General features: G+C 53.9%; 20 protein-coding genes. 6 read left to right on the forward strand and 14 right to left on the reverse strand.

The genetic code is table 11. The features are described from left to right. Positions 1-314: 314 nt before the first annotated feature. The 9 genes from trxA to proC all read right to left on the reverse strand — a co-directional run bounded on the left by trxA (position 315) and on the right by proC (position 8,859). Positions 315-644 (reverse strand): thioredoxin TrxA, encoded by a 330-nt coding sequence (gene trxA, locus ACJJH9_RS19000; RefSeq protein WP_252084169.1) that lies wholly within the window; start codon positions 642-644, stop codon positions 315-317. 144 nt (positions 645-788) lie between these two features. After that, complete coding sequence (hemW, locus tag ACJJH9_RS19005; RefSeq protein ID WP_444923683.1) at positions 789-2,003, reverse strand: radical SAM family heme chaperone HemW; 1,215 nt, start codon at positions 2,001-2,003, stop codon at positions 789-791. Next, the gene (gene rdgB, locus ACJJH9_RS19010) at positions 1,993-2,613 is read right to left on the reverse strand and encodes an RdgB/HAM1 family non-canonical purine NTP pyrophosphatase (protein WP_444899289.1); all 621 of its coding nucleotides are present in this window, start codon (positions 2,611-2,613) and stop codon (positions 1,993-1,995) included. Before rdgB ends, hemW begins: the two co-directional genes overlap by 11 nt. A gap of 131 nt (positions 2,614-2,744) precedes the next feature. Further along, positions 2,745-3,188: a DUF4426 domain-containing protein gene (locus ACJJH9_RS19015; protein WP_444883429.1), complete on the reverse strand. Its 444-nt coding sequence runs from the start codon at positions 3,186-3,188 to the stop codon at positions 2,745-2,747. Positions 3,189-3,324: 136 nt separating this feature from the next. Next, positions 3,325-3,915, reverse strand: a complete 591-nt coding sequence (gene metW / locus ACJJH9_RS19020; protein ID WP_444903639.1) for a methionine biosynthesis protein MetW — start codon at positions 3,913-3,915, stop codon at positions 3,325-3,327. After that, on the reverse strand, positions 3,906-5,111 hold the full coding sequence (gene metX, locus ACJJH9_RS19025; protein WP_444923684.1) for a homoserine O-succinyltransferase MetX: 1,206 nt from the start codon (positions 5,109-5,111) through the stop codon (positions 3,906-3,908). The genes metW and metX overlap by 10 nt, the downstream gene beginning before the upstream one ends. Before the next feature lie 103 nt (positions 5,112-5,214). Continuing rightward, positions 5,215-7,182, reverse strand: coding sequence for a dynamin family protein (locus ACJJH9_RS19030; RefSeq protein ID WP_444923685.1), 1,968 nt, complete (start codon positions 7,180-7,182; stop codon positions 5,215-5,217). Between the two features lie 150 nt (positions 7,183-7,332). After that, positions 7,333-7,941, reverse strand: a complete 609-nt coding sequence (locus tag ACJJH9_RS19035) for a YggT family protein (protein WP_252084163.1) — start codon at positions 7,939-7,941, stop codon at positions 7,333-7,335. A 63-nt stretch (positions 7,942-8,004) separates the two neighbouring features. Beyond that, positions 8,005-8,859, reverse strand: coding sequence for a pyrroline-5-carboxylate reductase (gene proC, locus ACJJH9_RS19040; RefSeq protein WP_444923686.1), 855 nt, complete (start codon positions 8,857-8,859; stop codon positions 8,005-8,007). Between the two features lie 121 nt (positions 8,860-8,980). Here proC and ACJJH9_RS19045 point away from each other — a divergent pair, with 121 nt between their 5' ends. Then, a complete protein-coding gene (locus ACJJH9_RS19045; RefSeq protein ID WP_444923687.1) occupies positions 8,981-10,984 on the forward strand; it encodes a S9 family peptidase in 2,004 nt (667 codons plus the stop codon). A gap of 59 nt (positions 10,985-11,043) precedes the next feature. On the opposite strand, the gene ACJJH9_RS19050 is transcribed toward ACJJH9_RS19045, so the two are convergent. Further along, positions 11,044-11,328 carry a hypothetical protein gene (locus ACJJH9_RS19050; RefSeq protein ID WP_252084160.1) on the reverse strand — a complete coding sequence of 95 codons (285 nt, stop codon included), beginning with the start codon at positions 11,326-11,328 and terminating at the stop codon, positions 11,044-11,046. A gap of 72 nt (positions 11,329-11,400) precedes the next feature. Beyond that, complete coding sequence (locus tag ACJJH9_RS19055; protein WP_444923688.1) at positions 11,401-12,105, reverse strand: YggS family pyridoxal phosphate-dependent enzyme; 705 nt, start codon at positions 12,103-12,105, stop codon at positions 11,401-11,403. Positions 12,106-12,174: 69 nt separating this feature from the next. Between ACJJH9_RS19055 and ACJJH9_RS19060 the strand changes: the two genes are divergently transcribed. The 4 genes from ACJJH9_RS19060 to ACJJH9_RS19075 all read left to right on the forward strand — a co-directional run bounded on the left by ACJJH9_RS19060 (position 12,175) and on the right by ACJJH9_RS19075 (position 16,025). Beyond that, positions 12,175-13,209, forward strand: coding sequence for a type IV pilus twitching motility protein PilT (locus ACJJH9_RS19060; RefSeq protein WP_252084158.1), 1,035 nt, complete (start codon positions 12,175-12,177; stop codon positions 13,207-13,209). A gap of 47 nt (positions 13,210-13,256) precedes the next feature. Further along, a complete protein-coding gene (locus ACJJH9_RS19065) occupies positions 13,257-14,408 on the forward strand; it encodes a PilT/PilU family type 4a pilus ATPase (protein ID WP_152450611.1) in 1,152 nt (383 codons plus the stop codon). A 247-nt stretch (positions 14,409-14,655) separates the two neighbouring features. Continuing rightward, positions 14,656-15,405, forward strand: a complete 750-nt coding sequence (locus ACJJH9_RS19070; RefSeq protein WP_444923689.1) for an SDR family oxidoreductase — start codon at positions 14,656-14,658, stop codon at positions 15,403-15,405. 11 nt (positions 15,406-15,416) lie between these two features. Then, positions 15,417-16,025, forward strand: coding sequence for a LysE family translocator (locus ACJJH9_RS19075; protein ID WP_444923690.1), 609 nt, complete (start codon positions 15,417-15,419; stop codon positions 16,023-16,025). A 3-nt stretch (positions 16,026-16,028) separates the two neighbouring features. Here the strand turns inward: ACJJH9_RS19075 and ACJJH9_RS19080 are convergent, their stop codons facing one another. Both ACJJH9_RS19080 and ACJJH9_RS19085 read right to left on the reverse strand, forming a co-directional pair. Further along, a complete protein-coding gene (locus ACJJH9_RS19080) occupies positions 16,029-16,769 on the reverse strand; it encodes a LytR/AlgR family response regulator transcription factor (RefSeq protein WP_444923691.1) in 741 nt (246 codons plus the stop codon). Next, entirely contained in the window at positions 16,766-17,923 is a 1,158-nt protein-coding gene (locus ACJJH9_RS19085) for a sensor histidine kinase (RefSeq protein ID WP_444923692.1), read from the reverse strand. Before ACJJH9_RS19085 ends, ACJJH9_RS19080 begins: the two co-directional genes overlap by 4 nt. An 89-nt stretch (positions 17,924-18,012) precedes the next feature. Here ACJJH9_RS19085 and argH point away from each other — a divergent pair, with 89 nt between their 5' ends. Beyond that, on the forward strand, positions 18,013-19,431 hold the full coding sequence (gene argH / locus ACJJH9_RS19090) for an argininosuccinate lyase (RefSeq protein ID WP_444883419.1): 1,419 nt from the start codon (positions 18,013-18,015) through the stop codon (positions 19,429-19,431). 75 nt (positions 19,432-19,506) lie between these two features. Here the strand turns inward: argH and cyaY are convergent, their stop codons facing one another. Then, positions 19,507-19,833, reverse strand: coding sequence for an iron donor protein CyaY (gene cyaY, locus ACJJH9_RS19095; protein WP_444923693.1), 327 nt, complete (start codon positions 19,831-19,833; stop codon positions 19,507-19,509). Positions 19,834-19,933 lie beyond the last annotated feature (100 nt).

Raw genomic sequence — 19,933 nt, forward strand, 5'->3', positions numbered from 1 at the left:
AGGAGGGGTTTGAAAATCAGAGATTTGCTCGTTTATTTGCCCGGTACTCCAGGACTCCATGCCTTTCAAAAGCGTAATACTCATTGGCTTTAGCTTTCCAACACTAAACGTTATAGGGAAAGCCGTCTCAATTAAGCTCAATTCGAGGAATAAATACGCCGGGAATAGTCAGGGACCTATGGGGGGGCGTTTTCTTCAGCTGGTCGTCACTGGATTCACAGCTGACTGAACTATTACAGAATTACAGCCAGTATAACGGGTGTTTCCCATCCTGCAAAGAAATTTGCCTTCTTTGCAGGATGAATTAACCGGGATTAAAGCTGGCTATCGATAAACTCGGTCAACTGGGCGCGAGACAGGGCGCCAACCTTAGTGCCTTCCACATTGCCACCTTTAAACAGCAGCAGGGTAGGAATACCGCGTACATTGTACTTTGCTGGGGTTTCTTTGTTGGCATCCACGTCAACTTTGACGATTTTCAATTTTTCGCCATAGTGACCAGAGAGGTCTTCCAGGACCGGAGCGATCATTTTGCACGGACCGCACCATTGCGCCCAGAAGTCCACCAGCACCGGACCTTCAGCCTTGAGAACCTCGGCTTCAAACTCAGCGTCGGTTACGTTGATGATTGCGTGCTCGCTCATAATGCTTTCCTGTTCTTTAGTTACTCGATGCGGGGACACCGCAGGCGCATCATCTCACGATGCCGGCTGTGGTAATACAGCTGTACTGCGCCGATCAGCCCAGAGTTTGGGGCATTAATTCCGTTTTCAAGCCCTGCTCAGATATCAGGCCTGCTCCAAAAACCGCTGAAGAATCTCATCAAGATAGTCAAAGCCAAAGGCACTGGCAGCAATACGGCGCTCCAGCGGCTGTACCAGATCCATAGCCATCAGCCCCGGCCAATGTCGCTGCAGGGCCTCCAATGATAGGCCGGTATAGCGCTCAAAAGTATCTACCGGTACACCCTCGACCAGGCGCAGGGCGTTCATCAAGAACTCGAGAGGCAAATCGCTGAACTCTATTGAATCAATATGGGGCTCAGCCAGTACGCGCTGCAACAACTCCCCTCCCTGGGGTGCAATCGATAGGTAGTCTCTTGGAGTTCGCGTACGGCGACTGCGCAATACCTTCCCCTCTGCGGGCAAGCTGACCTTGCCGTGGGCTCCGGCACCAATACCCAGGTAATCGCCAAAGCCCCAATAGTTGAGGTTGTGGCGCGACTCCAGCCCCCTGCCACTGTAGGCGGACACCTCGTAGCGAAAGTACCCCTCAGAGGCAAGGAACTCGCGCCCGTGACTCTGCATACTGGCGATCAGCTGTGAACCCGGTGTCGTGGGGGGAGCGCTGTAGAACGCTGTATTGGGTTCAATGGTTAATTGGTACCAGGAGATATGTTCAGGCGCCAGGGAGACAGCGCGCTGCAGGTCTTCCAGAGCCTCAGCCTCTGTCTGTCCAGGCAGGCCATGCATCAGATCGAGATTGATATTATCGAAGCCGGCCTTCCGCGCCATCCCTAGGGCCTCACTGGCCTCTTCACCGCTGTGGATACGGCCCAGATTGTGCAACTGGCTACTGCTAAAACTCTGCACGCCAATCGAGAGTCTATTAACCCCTGCGGCCCGATAGCCGGTGAATTTAGCCTGCTCGAAAGTACCCGGATTGGCTTCCAAAGTTATTTCAATATTCTCACTGAAGCCAACCAGCTCCTCAGCCATTCTCAGGATCTGGCCGATTGCTTCGGGAGAAAACAGGCTCGGAGTACCACCACCAAAGAAAATCGAGCGCAGCTTGCGTCCCTGCACCCAAGGCAGCTGGCTGATCAAATCACGGCGCAATTGCGCCACATAGTCCGCCTGTGGGAGAGCATACTCCGTATCCGTATGATCTCTGCTCGCCTGGTGGGAGTTGAAATCACAGTAGGGACATTTGCGCACACACCAGGGGATATGTACGTAAAGGCTAAGCGGCGGTAACTGCAAACTATGGTTTCTATCCTGCAAGATCGGTACCCAGCATAGTTTCCTGCCACATCGTTTCAAATGCCACCACTGCCTGGGCGCGGTGGCTAATGCGGTTTTTCAGCTCTCTCGGCATCTGCGCAGAGGTCATTCCTTCCGCATCCACAAAGAACAGGGGGTCGTAGCCAAAGCCCTGCTCACCGGCAGGCTCATTGAGTATACGGCCGCGCCACTGGGCACTACATACTAGGGGGACCGGGTCATCAAAACTGCGTACAAAGGCTAGTGCACAGTGGAAACTGGCACCACGACGCACCTCTTCGATCCCTTGCAAGGCCTCAAGCAGCTTGCTGTTATTGCGTGCATCCGTAGCACCCTCGCCGGAATATCGCGCCGAATAGATTCCCGGCGCACCACCGAGCACATCCACTGCCAACCCAGAGTCATCGGCTAGCGCCGGGAGGCCGCTAATGCGGCTGGCGTGACGTGCTTTAATCAGGGCATTTTCAATAAAGCTGAGCCCGGTCTCCTCTGCATCACTCACACCGAATTCAGACTGTGGAAGAACCTCGATGTCCCAGCTGTTGAAGAGTTGGGAAAATTCTCGCAATTTGCCGGCGTTACCGCTGGCCAAAACAATTCTTTTTAACATGCCGTATCAAATAAAAAACGGGCTCTGGGCCCGCAAAGGATTCAGTTTAATTGAGATGTCTTTCTGTGATCACACAGCTTGCAGCCATATAAACAGAGAGAATCGCTCACTCAGATCATTCACCATTGCCGCTAGAGCTTGCGACGGAAGGAAATTGTCTGTTTCTTGCCATTGGGCAGGGTCACATCCACATTGAAGGTGAGAGTTTCCTCTTTTTCAAAGCGCAAGGGTGCCAAATAGTAAACCGCGTCGCCTTCCCGAATTTCTTTAAACTTCAGCGGTCTCGACTGCTGAATCAGGTTTGTCGCATTGCCGGACATCTCCGCACTGAGGCCCTTGGTACCACCATCTTTTTTCACCACAGAGACATTCACGTAGGCGCGGTCTTTAGCCCTCACCAGTTGGTACTGCTGGGCGATATCCGGCTGGATAAAGTCACTGTTGAACACCGAGAAAATCACCCGGTAATCTCCGAAGTCCTCATAATTCTTAATAACACGGGCCTGTTGTGCCATGGCACTAGCGGTCAGGAAGAGCAGCGTAAGAGCGGCAGCGACATTAAAGATGCGGTTCACGGGTCACCTCCAATTGTTATGAGCGCCCTTTCAACTGAATAACCGGGCAGACCCGGCGGTTTGGCCAGATCGATAACCACCCATATCAGCAGTTTGCCCCAGAGACCCGGAACAAAAACTTGGCGCAAATATTAGTTTAGCGAGTCAGGTGGTATATCGCGGTCTCACCGAATAAATTTGGCAAAAAGTCTTTAAAGACCACCCCTAATTTCGACTCAGATACTACCTGGCGGTGCAAAATAGTCCAATCGTTCTGCTCGCACAGCACCTCGAAGTCTCGAAAAGTACAAAAATGAATATTGGGTGTGTCATACCATTCAAATGGTAATAAATCGGAAACCGGCATACGCCCAGAAAAAGCCAGGTGCCAGCGGGCCTTCCACTGGCCAAAGTTGGGGAAGGTAATAATACAGTCGCGCCCAACTCGTAACATTTCACCCACCACCAGATGCGGGTGCCTCAACGTTTGCAGGGCCTGGGTCATTACCACGGTATCGAAACTGGCATCGGCGAAATTGGTAAGCCCCGCATCGAGGTTTTGCTCGACGACATTGACCCCACGCTGCACACAGCGATGTATCTGCTGCGCATCTATTTCCAGTCCGTAACCGACAACGTCTTTGTTCTTCTGCAACTGTTCCAACAGTTCACCATCACCACAGCCCAGATCGAGTACTCGGCTTGCGGGTGCTATCCATTCCTGGATTACATTGAGATCTATACGCATGCGAGCTGCCCTGCTTTGTGCTCCAGCGCTACACGCTGCATGTAGGCACGAAAGACGCCCTCGTAGCGCTTATTTGGCAACAGGAAGGCATCGTGTCCCATGGCGGACTCTATTTCTGCATAACTCACCGCCCGATTGGCGTGCATCAACGCATCGGCGATTTCCCGCGAGCGGCTGGGGGCGAAGCGCCAGTCCGAAGTGAAGGAGATCAACAGGAAGCGGCAACGCGCATGGGCAAAAGCCGCTACTGGGTCGTCGTTGTACTCCCGTGCGAGATCAAAAATATCCAGCGCTCGTGTCATAAGGATGTAGGTATTTGGATCGAAACTGCTGGAAAAGCTATCACCCTGGTAGCGCAAATAACTCTGAATCTGGAACTCCACCTCTTCGTCAACGCCCTGCTGGAAGCTGCCGGAACGCAGTTCACGACCAAATTTATGCGCCAAACCATCATCGGAAAGATAGGTAATGTGGCCAATCATGCGCGCGACGGCCAAACCTCCACGTGGCAGTTTCCCCTCCTCCAGATAGCGCCCTGCACAGAAATCCGGATCCGAGGTTATCGCCTGACGTGCGGTCTCATTGAAAGCAATATTCTGCGCCGAGAGTTTCATCGCCGAAGCAATCACCACGCAATGGCGCAAGCGTTCCGGGTACTCCAGAGACCAACGCATGGCCTGCATTCCCCCCAGGCTGCCACCAATCACTGCGGCCCACTGCTCTATGCCAAGAATATCTGCCAAGCGCGCCTGGCTGTGTACCCAGTCGCGCACTCGCAAGGAGGGAAAATCCGGGCCCCAGGGTTTACCCGTGGCGGGATTGATAGAAACAGGTCCGGTAGAACCATGGCAGCCGCCCAAGTTATTGACCGCCACCACAAAAAACCTATTGGTATCGATGGGCTTGCCGGGACCGATATAGTGGTCCCACCACCCTGGGCGCTTGTCCTCGGGGCTGTGTCTGCCCGCAGCATGGTGGTGACCGGATAACGCATGGCAAATCAACACCGCGTTACTTTTATCGGCATTCATTTCGCCATAGGTTTCATAGACTAGGGTGTAGTCCTGTAAAACACGCCCGCAGGCCAACTGCAGAGGTTCACAAAACTTATGGCTCTTTGCTGCTACAAGACCTACAGAGCCGTGATCTGCTGTACTGGGTGCCTCGCGGGAGGGGCTGGAGTTTTCCGTGGACAAAGTAATTATATCTGTCGGGTTATTTGGCGGTTGGTTATTGTCTCTCCAGCAAGTGTACGGGAGTGCTGCAACTTATGACAATTAGCAACCGCCGGCGAGAGCGTTAAGTCGTCAGAGCTGGTTTCAGTGGGGTGACATTGTGCGCGCGCGGCGCTGGCGCCAAAGGCTGTGGTGCCGAAGTACTGTGGCGCAGTAAGTCCTCCAGGGCCGACAGGGCCCGATCATTGCGCAGTACTTCATCCTCTAGGGTACGCAAATCGGTGTGCCGACTTCGGGTTTTCTGCTTCAGCTCGGTCAATTTGATCAAGTGCCGATTCAAAAGATGTTTTTGGTATTGCGTATGTTGCTTGAGTGGTTCCAGCGCCTGCTCAAGCCAGTTTTCTGCCGCGGCACCCATTTCGCTATAAAGGCGCCCTACCTCACTGGCCAGGGTCGTAACAAAACGCTCGCTCAAACGGTTGCGCCGGGCCAGTAAAAGCTGTGGGGAGCGTCGCAGCTGGGCCGCCTGGCGGTGTAGGCCGCGCAGGGTGATACGGAATTGGCGAATGGTGAAGTACTGTTCGGCACTGTCCACCTTCTTCAGGCTGGAACGCTCAAAAATCGCATCTAACAGTCGATTCGCCTGATCCACTTCCCGCTCTAAGGTGGCTAACTGGCAATCGACTCCCTCCATAAAGGTATCGATGGCCTTGGCAAGTCCCATGGGTGTCCAACGCTTATGCAGTGCCTTACTGGTTTCATCAACCAACCGTTGCAGCTGCTGTATGGTAATAGGCGCGAGTAGGGCCGTACTCTGCCGCATTAACATGCGCTGGCTGGACTTTAGGGTGAGTAACTCCTGATGGCAGAGCTTATGTTGCTCACGCACAGTCTGCTGCAACTGGCCCAACTCAGTCAGTTGCTCCTCAGTGCTGGCACTATTGCGCTGCAAATGCATCAGCGCGGCACGGCCGCTGTTGAGCCGGCGCTTGAGCAGATCGCGGGTATCCGCCATCAACGTCAGGGCCTGGTGCAGAGAGCGGTGTTCCGCCACTTTTTGGCGGTGCTCCAGCAAACGTTGAACCAACAGCTTTTCAAAATCAGTAAAACAGCTGTTGCGCAAAAGTTCGACATCCTGCTGTTGACGCGCTAACAGGGCCATTTTTGCCGAGACTCCGGTGACACTCTCCTGTGGCAGGGAAAGTAATTTTGCGACCTGAGAACGCATGCGCCGCAATAGTTGCTGCGCATCTTCATCTGGATCATCCCAAAGCACATCCACTTTATTCAGCAGCGCCATAACCGGAGTGCCGCGATGTTCACGCAGAGGAGCCAGGTGGGTCTCCCACATATTCATATCAGTGCCACTGACACCGGCATCGGCGGCCAGCAAGAATGCCACGGCCTGGGCGCCAGGCAGTGTGCTCAGAGTCAGCTCCGGCTCATTGCCCAGAGCGTTGAGTCCCGGTGTGTCAATAATCCGCAGGCCTTGATCTAACAGTGGATGTGGCAGGCAGATCAGCGCATATCGCCAGGCGGGAATTTCCACCAAATTGCCTTTGTCATCCAGGTGGCGGCGATCGAAGCCATAACGCGCAGCCTCCTCCGGCAACACCGATTTGGTGGCGGCCACTTTGAGCAGAGCTTCGCGGGTCGCATCGGGATTATTCGCGTCGAACTCGTGCGTGACCCACTTCTGTGGAATTCGCCGAAAGCTCTCAAGGCTGGTATTGGTCGCCAGGGTCTCAATGGGCAACAGCCGCAGGCTGGCGCGCTCTCCGCCATCGCTAAAGATTTCCGTTGGGCACATGGTGGTGCGGCCGGGTTTGGAGGGTAGCAGCCGCTGACCGTAGGTCTGTGCCAAGAGGGCATTGATCAGCTCGGTTTTGCCACGGGAAAATTCTCCCACAAACACCAAGGTGAACTGATCATCGCTGAGAAGCGCACGGGCCTGTTGTACAACTTGGCAGGCGCCGGCAGAGTTGGGGAAATGCTGCTGTAACCACTGACTGAACTGGGCGAATTGTCGATCCAGATTCTTTTTCCAGCGGTCGTATTCAGAGATATGTTGGCGTAGGAGTGCGTCTTCCATTTCACAGTATTCTTGTAATTTATACTCTGCGGGCTACCGACCCAAAACACTCAAAGCTAAGTTGGTCCGGTAGCCGTTAGTATAAAAGTCTAACACCGCGCCAAATGCGATCCAGTGCGCGCGGTGGAAGAAAAGCGCACAGTAGTCAATTTAAAAACCGGGAATATGCCAGAAAAGGCTATAAACAAAGCGCGGCATATTGGCCATACTGGCAAAGCCTAATAGCAACTTATCCGCCACAGTAAGTAAAATAAACACGAAGATAGGGCTGATATCGATCACCCCCAAAGGCGGAATCAAGCGGCGTACCGGTGCGCAGAAGGGCTCTAGCAACTGGCGCAGTAGCATCAGTGCTGGGTGGCTGCTCTGCGGGGCGATCCAGCTGAACACAATGGAGATCAGCATTCCCACAAACACGACCGCAATCACGGTAGCGACACAGCCAATCAGAGACCATAGCAGTGCACTCAGGGGATTGAAAAGACCAAACCCGGCAAACGCACCGCAAACCAGTATCATCACTAGACCCACCAGCAATGCCAGCACTACCGAGGCCATATCCACGCCGAAGAGACCCGGCACTACCTTGCGCAGTGGCAGTAGTAGCGGATTGGTAACTTTAACGATGCCCTGAGAAATCGGGTTATAGAAGTCTGCCCGGGCCAACTGCAGCAAAAAACGCATCAATACCGCAAATAGGTAGAGGATACCCAGGGTAGCCACCAGGAAAACACCGATGTTGCTGAAGGTACTTGTCATTGAAAATCCCTAAAGAGTGATCAACTCGCGGCGCAGCCTGCACCATTTATTGTGTTGATAAGTTTATTGGTCCAGTTCGCGAGCCATCTCTGCAGCGCGCTCGGCACAATCGCGCATGGCATCGGCCACCAACTGCGGCAGGCCGCCCTGCTCAAAGCGCTGCACAGCGCGCTCGGTGGTACCACCCGGCGACATCACATTGCGCTTCAACTGGGCTACATCTACATCACTGGTCATGGCCAGTTTGGCGGCGCCCAGGGCAGTTTGCAACACGAGGCGCTCGGCATCGGCGCGGGCAAAGCCACTGGCTGCGGAGGCGTCGATCATCGCCTCCATAAACTGAAAGAAATACGCCGGCGCCGACCCTGCCACAGCAATCACCTGGTCGATGCCCTCTTCTTTATCCACCCATAGGGAGATACCTACTGCGTTGACTATGCGCACAGTAATGGCGCGATGCTCCGCAGTTACCGCCTCGTCTGCAAACAACCCGGTCACCCCACTCTGTACTAGAGCCGGCGTATTGGGCATAGCGCGTACAATCGGCAGATGCTCCCCCAGCCAACGCTGATAGGCAGCCAAGGGAATACCTGCGGCCAAAGTAATAATCAGCGGCTTGCGTCCTTTCAGATGGGGGCGCAAATCCATGCACAGATCGCGCATCACCTGGGGTTTTACCGACAAAACGATGACATCTGCGCCATCGATCGCGACGATATTGTCACTGTGCACCACGGTATTGTGGCGCTTGGCAAACGCCTCAAGTTTGAGGGGATCACGCCCGGTAGCCACAATTCTATCGGCCGGGTATCCTGCCGCCAGCAGGCCGCCGATTACCGCACCGGCCATATTTCCGGCACCGCCGATAAAAACAATTTTGGGATTTGTTGCAGTCACTTGGGTTACCTCGGCGAGCATTCGCCTCATTCTCTGTGAGTTTTACTGGCTGTTATACCCCGCAGGGATTCCGATAATATGTGGTCGCTCAATTCCAATAACAAGAGAAGCGCGCCCCAGCGCGCTAGCCAAGGAGAACACTATGTTGAAATGGCGCTATTTGGTGACCGCCGCAATGCTCAGCGCGGCTGCTGTTGCCCATGGAGTGGAGACCCGCACCGAGAACAATGGCCAGCTGCAGTTACAGGACATTCCCCCAATTCCAGCGAGCCTGGTGGAAGAGCTCGACCGCTACCAGAATGTGCGCTCAGCCAGTTTTCGCGGCTGGGATATGCAAGGCAGCGGTATGTATATCAGTACCCGCTTTGGCGAAGTAAACCAGCTGCACAAGGTAGAGCGCGCTGGAGGAGCCCGCCGCCAGCTGACTTTTTTTGACGAACCCATTGGGGAAGTACTTACCCGCCCCCAGCACCGACAGCTGGCCTACACCATGGACGCCGGCGGCAACGAATATGCGCAGATTTTCCTATTTGACAGTGCCAACGGTAAGAGCAAGATGCTCAGCGATGGCGAATCTCGCAATGGTGCCATTCTTTGGAATAAGCAGGGCTCGGCCCTGGCTTACCAAAGCACCCGCCGCGATGGTAGGGCCAACGATATCTGGCTGACTACGATTGGCGACAAGAAAAATGAAGATCGCCTGATACTAAAATCGGAGGATGGTAGCTGGTGGGGACCCAGTGACTTCTCTCAATCCGGCAGCCAGCTACTGGTTCTGCAATATATTTCTTCCACCCGCTCTAAAGTTCACCTGTTGGACCTGGACAGCGGCGAAATAACATTGCTCTCCGGTGATGATGAAAAAGACTCTCGCAACTTTCCCGCAGGCTTTAGCTACGACGACCGCTCCATATACCTGGTTAGCGATAAAAATGGCGAGTTCACCCAACTGATCCGCAAAGATCTAGCCAGCGGCGATGAGAAAATTATTAGCGCCGGTATTCCCTGGGATATCAGCAGCTTTGTCCTTAGTGAGGACGGCCGCCGCGGTGCTTTCGTGTCCAACGAGAACGGCATGTCGGCACTGTACTTGTACGATCCGCGCAATGATCGCTACCGCAAAGTCGACACACTACCTATTGGTGTGATCGGCGATATTGAGTTCAATCCCAGCGGAGACAAGTTAGCGTTATCACTGAACACCCCCAAAACCCCCACTGATACCTTTGTTTTGGATCTGGGCCGGCGCCCCCTATCCAGTGGCGATCTGAACCGCTGGACATTTAGTGAGGTGGGCGGCCTGGATACCGAGCAATTTATCGAGCCCAAGCTGGTGCACTACCCCACTTTCGATAAGGTAAATGGCGAGCCACGCAAGATTCCCGCCTTCGTCTACAAACCACGCGATATAAAGGCGCCTGTGCCGGTTATTATTTCCATTCACGGTGGCCCCGAAGCTCAGTACCGCCCACTGTTTTCCAGCAAGTACCAACTGTGGTTGAAGAAATTGGGGGCTGCAGTGATCGCTCCTAATGTGCGCGGCTCCGCCGGCTACGGAAAAAGTTACCTGGCCATGGACAACGGCTACAAGCGTGAAGATTCGGTGAAAGACATTGGCGCGCTATTAGACTGGATCGCCACCCAGCCGGACCTGGATGCCAAGCGGGTTGCCGTCTTCGGTGGTAGCTACGGCGGCTATATGGTACTGGCCAGCAGCGTTCACTATTCGGATCGTTTAAAAGCGGCTGTGGATATTGTCGGTATCTCCAATTTTGTCACCTTTCTCACCAATACCAAGAGTTATCGCCGGGACCTGCGCCGTGTGGAATACGGTGACGAACGCGATCCGCAAATGCGCGAATTCCTGGAAGGTATCAGCCCTAACAACCATGTGGAGAAAATCCAGATCCCCATGTTTGTGGTGCAGGGACAAAACGACCCTCGCGTCCCCGTCACAGAAGCGGAACAGATCGTGACGGCACTGCGAGCAAGCGGTAACCAGGTTTGGTACATGAATGCGTTAAATGAGGGGCACGGCTACCGTAAAAAGGAAAACAATGATGTCTTCACCCAGGCTACCGCATTGTTTTTTGCCGAACACTTGCTCGACGAAACACAGAAGGAAAAACTAACTTTAGTTGAGTAGTGCCAAAGGCTCTTATAAATCGTAATGCTTAATAAACGGCCCAGTGGGCCGTTTATTTTTTAAGGCCTTAAACTCAATGTTTCCACAACAGCGATCAGGTTGAGCGCTATGGCAAGTATCCACAACCAGTGCCGGCTCTCAGGCCACAGGGCCTGGGAGACGGTGCGGTCTAAGAAATTGGTGATCAGTGTGACCTTAGGTAGCGCAAAGGAAAGCAGGCAAAGAAAAGCCAACCATTCCAAGGCCATCCAGGTCACCAGCAGGGTGTGCGCCATAGACAGGGAAATCACTGCGCATAGCGTCAACCCCAGCAATATCACTTCGAGAGTCCCTGAGCGTTTCATTGGTCTCTTACACTTTCCCCACGAACTCAGCCCTAGAACTTCGGGCAAGCGCTCGGATAAAAATAGGATCTTTCATTCAGAGTAATTGCGCGCGCCAAAAATATCTGTGCCGATGCGCACAATGGTCGCACCGCAGGCAATCGCCGCCTCCATATCAGCAGACATACCCATGGAAAGTGTATCCAGCTCCTCGTTGGGAAATAACTCTTGCAGAGAATGCAGCAGGCGCGCCATCTCTAAAAAAGGTTGGTGTTGCGCCTCTACTGTCTGTCGCGCCGCGGGGATCGCCATCAAACCACGCAGGCGCAGCCCCGGCAATTGCACTACTTCCCGCGCCAGTGCCTTCAAATCCTGTGGAGCTATGCCAGACTTGCTCTGCTCATTATCGATATTGACCTGCAGACAGATATTGAGGGGAGCCAAATTAGTTGGCCGCTGGGATGACAGACGCTGGGCGATCTTGAGACGATCCACCGTATGCATCCAATCAAAGTGCTCGGCTACCGCGCGAGACTTATTCGACTGCAATGGCCCGATAAAATGCCAGTGGATATCCAGATCTTGTAGGGCATTCTGTTTTTCCAGGGCTTCCTGCAAATAGTTTTCGCCAAAGTGTCGCTGGCCAGCCGCATAAGCAATACGCAAATCCTCCGCCGGGCGGGTCTTGGAAACCGCCAGCAGAGTGATTTCTGCAGGATCGCGATCGCAGTTGTTGCAGCAGGTCACAATCCGCTCACCTACTGCATTCAGGTTTTCGACGATTGTCGCTTTGCGCATATACTGAGGCCCTTACCGAAATGAGTGGCGATTTTACCTGAGCCCAAACAAGAACCATAAGGTAGCAGTATGGATATCACTGAACTCCTCGCCTTCAGCGCCAAACAAAACGCTTCGGATCTGCACCTCTCCGCAGGCCTTCCGCCGATGATCCGTGTGGATGGCGACGTGCGCCGCATCAACCTGCCGGCCATGGAACACAAGCAGGTGCACGGCCTGATCTACGAGATCATGAACGACAAGCAACGTAAGGACTACGAAGAATTTCTCGAGACCGACTTCTCTTTCGAGGTACCTGGTGTAGCCCGCTTTCGTGTGAACGCCTTTAACCACAACCGCGGTGCCGGTGCCGTATTCCGGACCATTCCCTCCAAGGTTTTAACCATGGAGGATCTGGGCATGGGCCAAGTTTTCAAACAAATCTCCGATACTCCGCGCGGCCTGGTCTTGGTCACAGGGCCCACCGGCTCCGGTAAGTCCACCACCCTCGCCGCGATGATGGACTATATCAACGACAACAAATACGAGCATATCCTCACCATTGAGGATCCCATCGAATTCGTTCACGAATCCAAAAAATGCCTGGTGAACCAGCGCGAAGTGCATAGAGATACCCACGGCTTCGCAGAAGCATTGCGCTCGGCCCTGCGTGAAGACCCGGATATCATTCTGGTGGGCGAGATGCGCGACCTGGAAACTATTCGCCTGGCATTAACCGCAGCGGAAACCGGCCATTTGGTATTCGGCACCCTGCATACCACCTCCGCCGCCAAGACTATCGACCGGGTGGTGGATGTGTTCCCGGCACAGGAAAAAGCCATGGTGCGCTCCATGCTATCGGAATCTCTGCAAGCGGTAATCTCGCAGACACTGCTGAAGAAAAACGGCGGTGGCCGTGTCGCTGCCCACGAGATCATGCGCGGCACTCCCGCAATCCGCAACTTGATCCGCGAAGACAAAATCGCGCAGATGTACTCCGCCATCCAGACTGGTGCCAGCGTTGGTATGCAGACCATGGACCAGTGCCTGGAAGACCTGGTGGCACGGCGTATCGTCAGCCGCGAAGTCGCGCGGGAAAAAGCCAAGATGCCAGAAAACTTCTAAGCATTAACGGCCCCTCTTCAGTCAAAAAATAATACGCGGTAACAATCATGGATATAGAAAGACTCCTACAGCTGGTAGTAGAGAAAGGTGCATCGGATCTGTTTATCACCGCCGGCGTACCGCCTTCCATCAAACTGCACGGCCGCGTAGTGCCTTGCAGTAGCAGTGCCCTCACCCCAGAAAAAGCCCGCGAGCTAGTAGTGGGCACCATGAATGAGAAACAGCGCCGTGAGTTCGCCGAAAAAAAGGAATTAAACTTTGCCATTGCGGTACGCAACGTGGGCCGTTTCCGGGTGTCGGCTTTCTTCCAGCGCAACTTGGTGGGTATGGTGCTGCGACGCATCGAAACAAAAATCCCCACCATTGACGGCCTCGGCCTGCCGGATGTACTCAAAGATCTGGCCATGACCAAGCGCGGGCTGATTATTTTTGTAGGCGCCACCGGTACCGGTAAGTCCACCTCCCTAGCCTCGATGATCGGCCACCGCAATGAGAACACCAAGGGTCATATCATCACCATTGAGGACCCGATCGAATTTATCCACCAGCACCGCGGCTGTATTGTGACCCAGCGCGAAGTGGGTCTGGATACCGACTCCTTCGAAATCGCCTTGAAGAACACTCTGCGTCAAGCGCCAGATGTCATCCTGATTGGTGAGGTGCGCTCCCGCGAAACGATGGAGCACGCCATTGCTTTCGCCGAAACTGGTCACCTGTGCCTGTGTACACTGCACGCCAACAATGCCAACCAAGCCCTCGACCGGATCATTCACTTCTTCCCGGCAGACCGTCACCAACAGCTGTTTATGGATCTGTCCCTGAACCTTAAGGCCATGGTTGCCCAGCAGCTGGTACCAACACCGGATGGCGATGGCCGCCGCGCCTGTCTGGAAATTATGATCAACACGCCGTTGATGTCAGACCTGGTGCGCAAAGGCCAGGTGCACAAGATGAAGGAGTTGATGAAACGCTCCGGCGAACAGGGCATGCAGACCTTCGACCAGGCGCTGTATGAACTCTACGATCGCGGCGAAATTACTTACGAGGACGCCCTCGCCCACGCCGACTCCGCCAATGACTTGCGCCTGATGATCAAGCTTAAGTCTGAATCCGATGCGGAGTATTTAAACAGCGCCGCCGGCGAGTTGAGTCTACAAAATGACTCTGAGTACGGCGATGGTGGGCCGCAACTTTACTAAGGTTGCTGCTTAGCTATCCAAGAACCGTTTACAGAAAAATCAACGCCCTAACACCTGTAAACGGTTCTCATCTGAAAAAACCGCTTTTAATTTCCCGATAAGTCCACAGCAAGCTGCGCTCAATAATTTCCGAGCTGCTTTATTCCAAGATACTCAGGGCCCCAACCTACTATTTGACTTGGGGAACAATATTTCCTTACCCTTCTCCTCCCCTCACCGAATTACTCACTTCATCGCGGCCATAGAAATGAAAAATAAAGTTGCCTTGATAACCGGAGGCAGCCGGGGAATCGGTGCCGCCACAGCAAAACTACTGGCTCAACGTAGATATCAGATTGCCATCAGCTATCGGGAACGAAGGAAGCAAGCGGAAGACCTAGTAAATGAACTTCAATCTTTGGGCGTTACTGCAATAGCGGCACGTGCCGATATCACTTCAGATGATGAGGTTGTCCGTCTATTCGAAAAGGTTGACCAAAATCTCGGCCCGATTAACAGCCTGGTGAACAATGCCGCAATCATTAAACCGCAGATGCGTGTTGAATTAATGGATTCTCAGCGTATCAACGAGATTCTTCGAACCAATATCACCGGTACATTGCTCTGCTGTCGCGAGGCGATTAAAAGGATGTCAACAAAAAACGGGGGCAGCGGAGGAACTATTGTCAATATCTCATCCGCCGCCAGCCGTTCAGGGTCACCTAACGAATATATCGATTACGCGGCTAGCAAAGGTGCTGTAGATACTCTAACCATCGGACTCAGCCAAGAAGTCGCCGGTGAGGGAATTCGGGTGAACGGTGTAAGACCGGGTTTTATTTACACGGAAATGCATGCTGATGGCGGCGAACCAGATAGAATTGAGCGAGTAAAATCTGCAATTCCACTCAAACGCGGCGGGCAAGCAGAAGAAGTGGCTAAGGCTGTGGCCTGGCTTCTCAGTGACGAATCAACCTTTACAACCGGCTCATTTATTGATGTCGCAGGTGGAAAATAAGATAAGAATATATGTTGGAAGCACTTTTTTCCCTTGTTGCAGCAACAGCTCTGCTACTTGGCTCCCCCGGTCCCGCACCACTCGCGCTGGCCGCTTCTGGGGCAACTTTTGGGATCAGGAAAAGTAGCCATTTTCTTATCGGTATCCTACTGGGGCTAAGCGTTGCAATTATGGGCGCAACCGCCGGGATAGCGGCCCTGCTGGCAACCTGGCCCGAGGCACGCTTTGCCGTACAACTTTGCGGGGCTTTGTATATTGGCTATATCGCCATAAAAATTGCCACAGCCCCGGTAATGGAGAAAAACCCATCAGCGGAAACTCAAGCGCCATCACTGTTGGATGGGTTTATTTTTAATCTACTCAACCCAAAAGCTTATGCCGCCTTCTTTGCCATCTTTTCCCAATTTTTACTGCCAATTGAAGAAAGCAACTTAAGTTACATTGCTACTGGAATGGTCTGTTTGATAGTCGCGGCTGTGGTCGATTTTCTCTGGCTATGTTTGGGAGGAAGTTTGCGACCGGTTTTTCATAAACCTAAACAGGCACGAATAATCAGAGTTTGCTTTGCCCTTCTGATGGTAGCAGCTGTGCTAATCGTGTTCCTGCGCGGAATGGTTTAACTACTAGCAAATCTCCGTGATCAGGTTTTTTACCGAAGACAGCATACGCCGGCTTACCAATGGGGCTTGTGTTACCCCTTCCAGCTCCACCCGATAATTCGCTCCGTCTCTGCGTAAGCCTGTAATAAATGCTACTGCCACCAGTGCACTGCGGTGCACTCGAACAAAGCGCTCGGCAAATTCGCTTTCCAACTCTTTTAATGACTCATCAAGGATCGTCTCACCGGCAGGGTGATGGGCCACCACATATTTGCTGTCAGCAACCAAACAACGAATGCTGTCCACTTCCAATAGCTCGACCCCCATACGGCTCACCGCTTTGATACGGCTGCGACCGCGATCCTTCTCGTCACCACTAACAAGTTTTTGTTGGGGTTTATTGAGGCACTGCACCTTTGCCAGCGCTTGGCGCAACTGTTCCACGCTGACAGGCTTGAGTAGATAACCCACCGCGGCGGTAGCAAAGGCCGGCAGGGCGAACTCATCGTGGGCAGTACAAAAAATTATCGCGGGTGGGCACTCGCGTGTGGAAAGCTGCTGGGCAAGTTCTAAGCCGCTGCCGCCGGGCATTTCTATGTCGAGCAAGACCAGATCTGGGTCCAGTATCTGCACCTGTATCAACGCGGATTCAATATCCGCCGCTTCACCAACAGGAATACAATTTTCGATTGTAGACAACTGCCGCTGCAGCCGCGTGCGGGCCAGGGGTTCATCATCGACAATCAGGACTCGCAACTGGGTCACTCCATCACCTCAGTATCTCTACTGGAATTTATGGTCGGTTTTGTTTCACGCTGAACCACCTCCCGGGGAAACAAGGGTAGTTGTAGCTGCACTCGGTAGTGGTCCCCCACCCGACCGGCGGTAAACTTGAAGCGATCACCGTAATAGGCGGCAAGGCGCTGACGAATATTCTCCACTGCCATACCGTTGCTTTCCCTGGTGAAATGCACAGTTTCTGCCGGAAGTGGGTTTTCAATATCAATGTACAGAACACCGCCTTCGGTTTTCACGGCCACAGTAATTGTGCCGCCCTCACGCCGCTGTGCCACACCGTGTAAAACGGCATTCTCAAGCAATGGTTGCAACAACATGCTGGGTACTTGTATATCCTCCAAAGTACCCTGCTGCTGCCATTGCTGCTGCAAACGCTCGCCCAGGCGCAGAGCCTCAATCTCCAGATAACGTTGGGACAATTGTATTTCCTGCGACAGCGGCACCAGCTTTGGGTCGGCGAGGCTGGCCCGAAACAACACGCACAAATCTTCCACCAAACGCTCAGCGCGATCTGGGTCTACCGCGATCAGGCTGGCCAGGCTATTCATGCTGTTAAACAAAAAGTGGGGTCGTATGCGCGACTGCAACGCCTCGATACGCGCGCCCAGTTCCGCCTGTTGCTGGTTGTATAACTGCTGTTGTAAATAGGCGTAGCGCAATACCACCCCGGCGCAGATAGCCCCAAGGAGACAATCACTAGCCAGTCCCCACCAGTCGAAATCCGCCTGCAGCAATAGAGCACGCACATAGCGCTGAATCCCCATTACTAAGCCAAGCACGCCCAACACCGCGATAAAGCTGATAGCGCCGGCATGTTTGTGGGGTAACTTGGCTAGATAGGGGCGCAGTCGGCAAAGCACGGCGGCACAGGGCAATATCACCCACTGAATCACCAGGGACACTAGGCCAAGACGCTGCCAACTGAAGTCGCGCAGCCCGTCCAAGGCGAGCACCAGAACCAGGGCCAGCAATTCCCCCATCAACACCAATGCGGCCAGGGCGGTGACACTGCATAAATCCGGAAGAAAAGGCACCTGCCCGCAAAGCGCAGAATCCTTGCTATCAGTGTCAGTTTTTCGAATTTTCTGCGATATAATGCCCGACGGCCTGGGAAATGACATGCAGTTGTTATTCTTGATTGTCCCTATATTCAAAGCGCACGATACCACCAAGCTCCCCGGCCTTTCACCTCACTGCAGCCAGGAAAACCATGAGCAACGACAAACCCGACTCCGCCACTAATCCCGCCGCCAAACTCTGGGGCGGCCGTTTCAGCGAAGCCACCGACGCTTTCGTAGAGCGATTCACTGCCTCTGTCACCTTCGATCAGCGCATGGCGCTGGAAGATATTCAGGGTTCCCTCGCTCATGCACAGATGCTATCCGAGGTTGGGGTATTGAGCGGTGATGAATATCACCAGATTGCCAATGGCCTGAAAGAGATCGCAGTAGAAATTGAGGCGGGTGACTTTCCCTGGTCGGTGCAGTTGGAAGATGTGCATATGAATATCGAGGCGCGCCTGACCGAACGCATCGGTGCCACCGGTAAAAAACTGCACACTGGCCGCTCCCGCAACGACCAGGTCGCCACCGATATCCGCCTGTGGCTGCGCGGCCGCATCGACCGGATCGGCGCCGAATTAACCCGACTGCAAACCGGGTTGGTAGACCTGGCCGAACGCGAAGCCGATACCATTATGCCCGGCTTTACCCACCTGCAGAGTGCGCAGCCGGTGACCTTCGGCCACCACCTGCTGGCCTGGAATGCCATGCTCAGCAGGGATTTCGAGCGCCTGATGGATTGCCGCAAAAGAGTCAATCGCTCGCCCCTGGGTGCCGCAGCACTGGCCGGCACCAGCTACCCAATCGACCGCGCGCGCACTGCCGAACTGCTGGGCTTCGATGCTCCGACCGAGAACTCCCTGGACTCGGTGAGCGACCGGGATTTCGCCATTGAATTCTGCGCCTTCACCGCCCTACTGCTCACCCATCTTTCCCGCGCCAGCGAGGAACTGGTGCTCTGGGCTTCTAGCCAGTTCGACTTTATCGACCTGCCAGACCGTTTCTGCACCGGCTCTTCTATCATGCCGCAGAAAAAAAACCCGGATGTGCCCGAATTGGTACGCGGTAAGACTGGCCGTGTGAACGGCCACCTAATTGCACTGCTAACCCTGATGAAAAGCCAGCCCCTGGCTTACAACAAAGACAACCAGGAAGACAAAGAGCCTTTATTCGACGCTGCCGATACCGCACTGGACTGCCTGCGCGCCTTTGCAGATATGGTGCCCGCACTAAAGGCAAAAAAAGAAAATATGCTGGCGGCAGCCGCCAAGGGTTTCTCCACTGCCACCGACCTGGCGGATTACCTGGTACGCAAAGGCATTGCCTTCCGCGATGCCCACGAGATCGTCGGCCAGTCGGTTTCCTTTGCCATTGAACAGCAGAAAGACCTAGCGGAGCTGAGCTTAGAGCAGCTGCAGCAATTCTCTGCTGATATCGGTGCGGATGTCTTTGAAGTGCTCACCCTGGAAGGCTCAGTAGCCGCTCGTAACCATATCGGCGGCACCGCTCCCGATCAGGTTCGCGCTGCCTGTGCACAAGCACGAGTGCAAATTGAGGGGCGTCATTAAGGCAGGCCCCAGCAGGACTAGGAGCCCGTTTTTTTCATCCGGGCGCCTAGGGTACGGCCGATCAGTAAACCGGGATTACTGCGGTAATCCCAGTTCGACCGATTCACCCTGCTGCTCGCTCAGCACGCGATTGAGCAGGGTCGGTAGATTTTCCTCGGTGGTACTGCATTTCCAGCCGGGCGCGGTAAACGAGAGGTGGTAACCGCCCGACTTGGCAGCTATCCAAAGTTCCTGATTGGCGGATTGCCGGGAGAGAATAACCTGACTTCCATTATCCTCCAGGGTCAGGGTGAGCACGGCACCACTGCGCTCGTAATCGATATCCCAGTCACAATCGTCCAGGGCATCCTCAATCGCCATCAGGGTATGCTCAATGGCCGCTTCATATTCCGTTTGGCTCATCTTTTATTACTTCTGTTACCGTCTACTGTGTTCAATCTATTGGCTCGCTATACTATCAGGCTTTTGCCGAAGACCGCTCTAAAGCCCGAGTGCAGGATGT

The organism is Microbulbifer mixtoriginis (SeqCode), assembly GCF_052466715.1.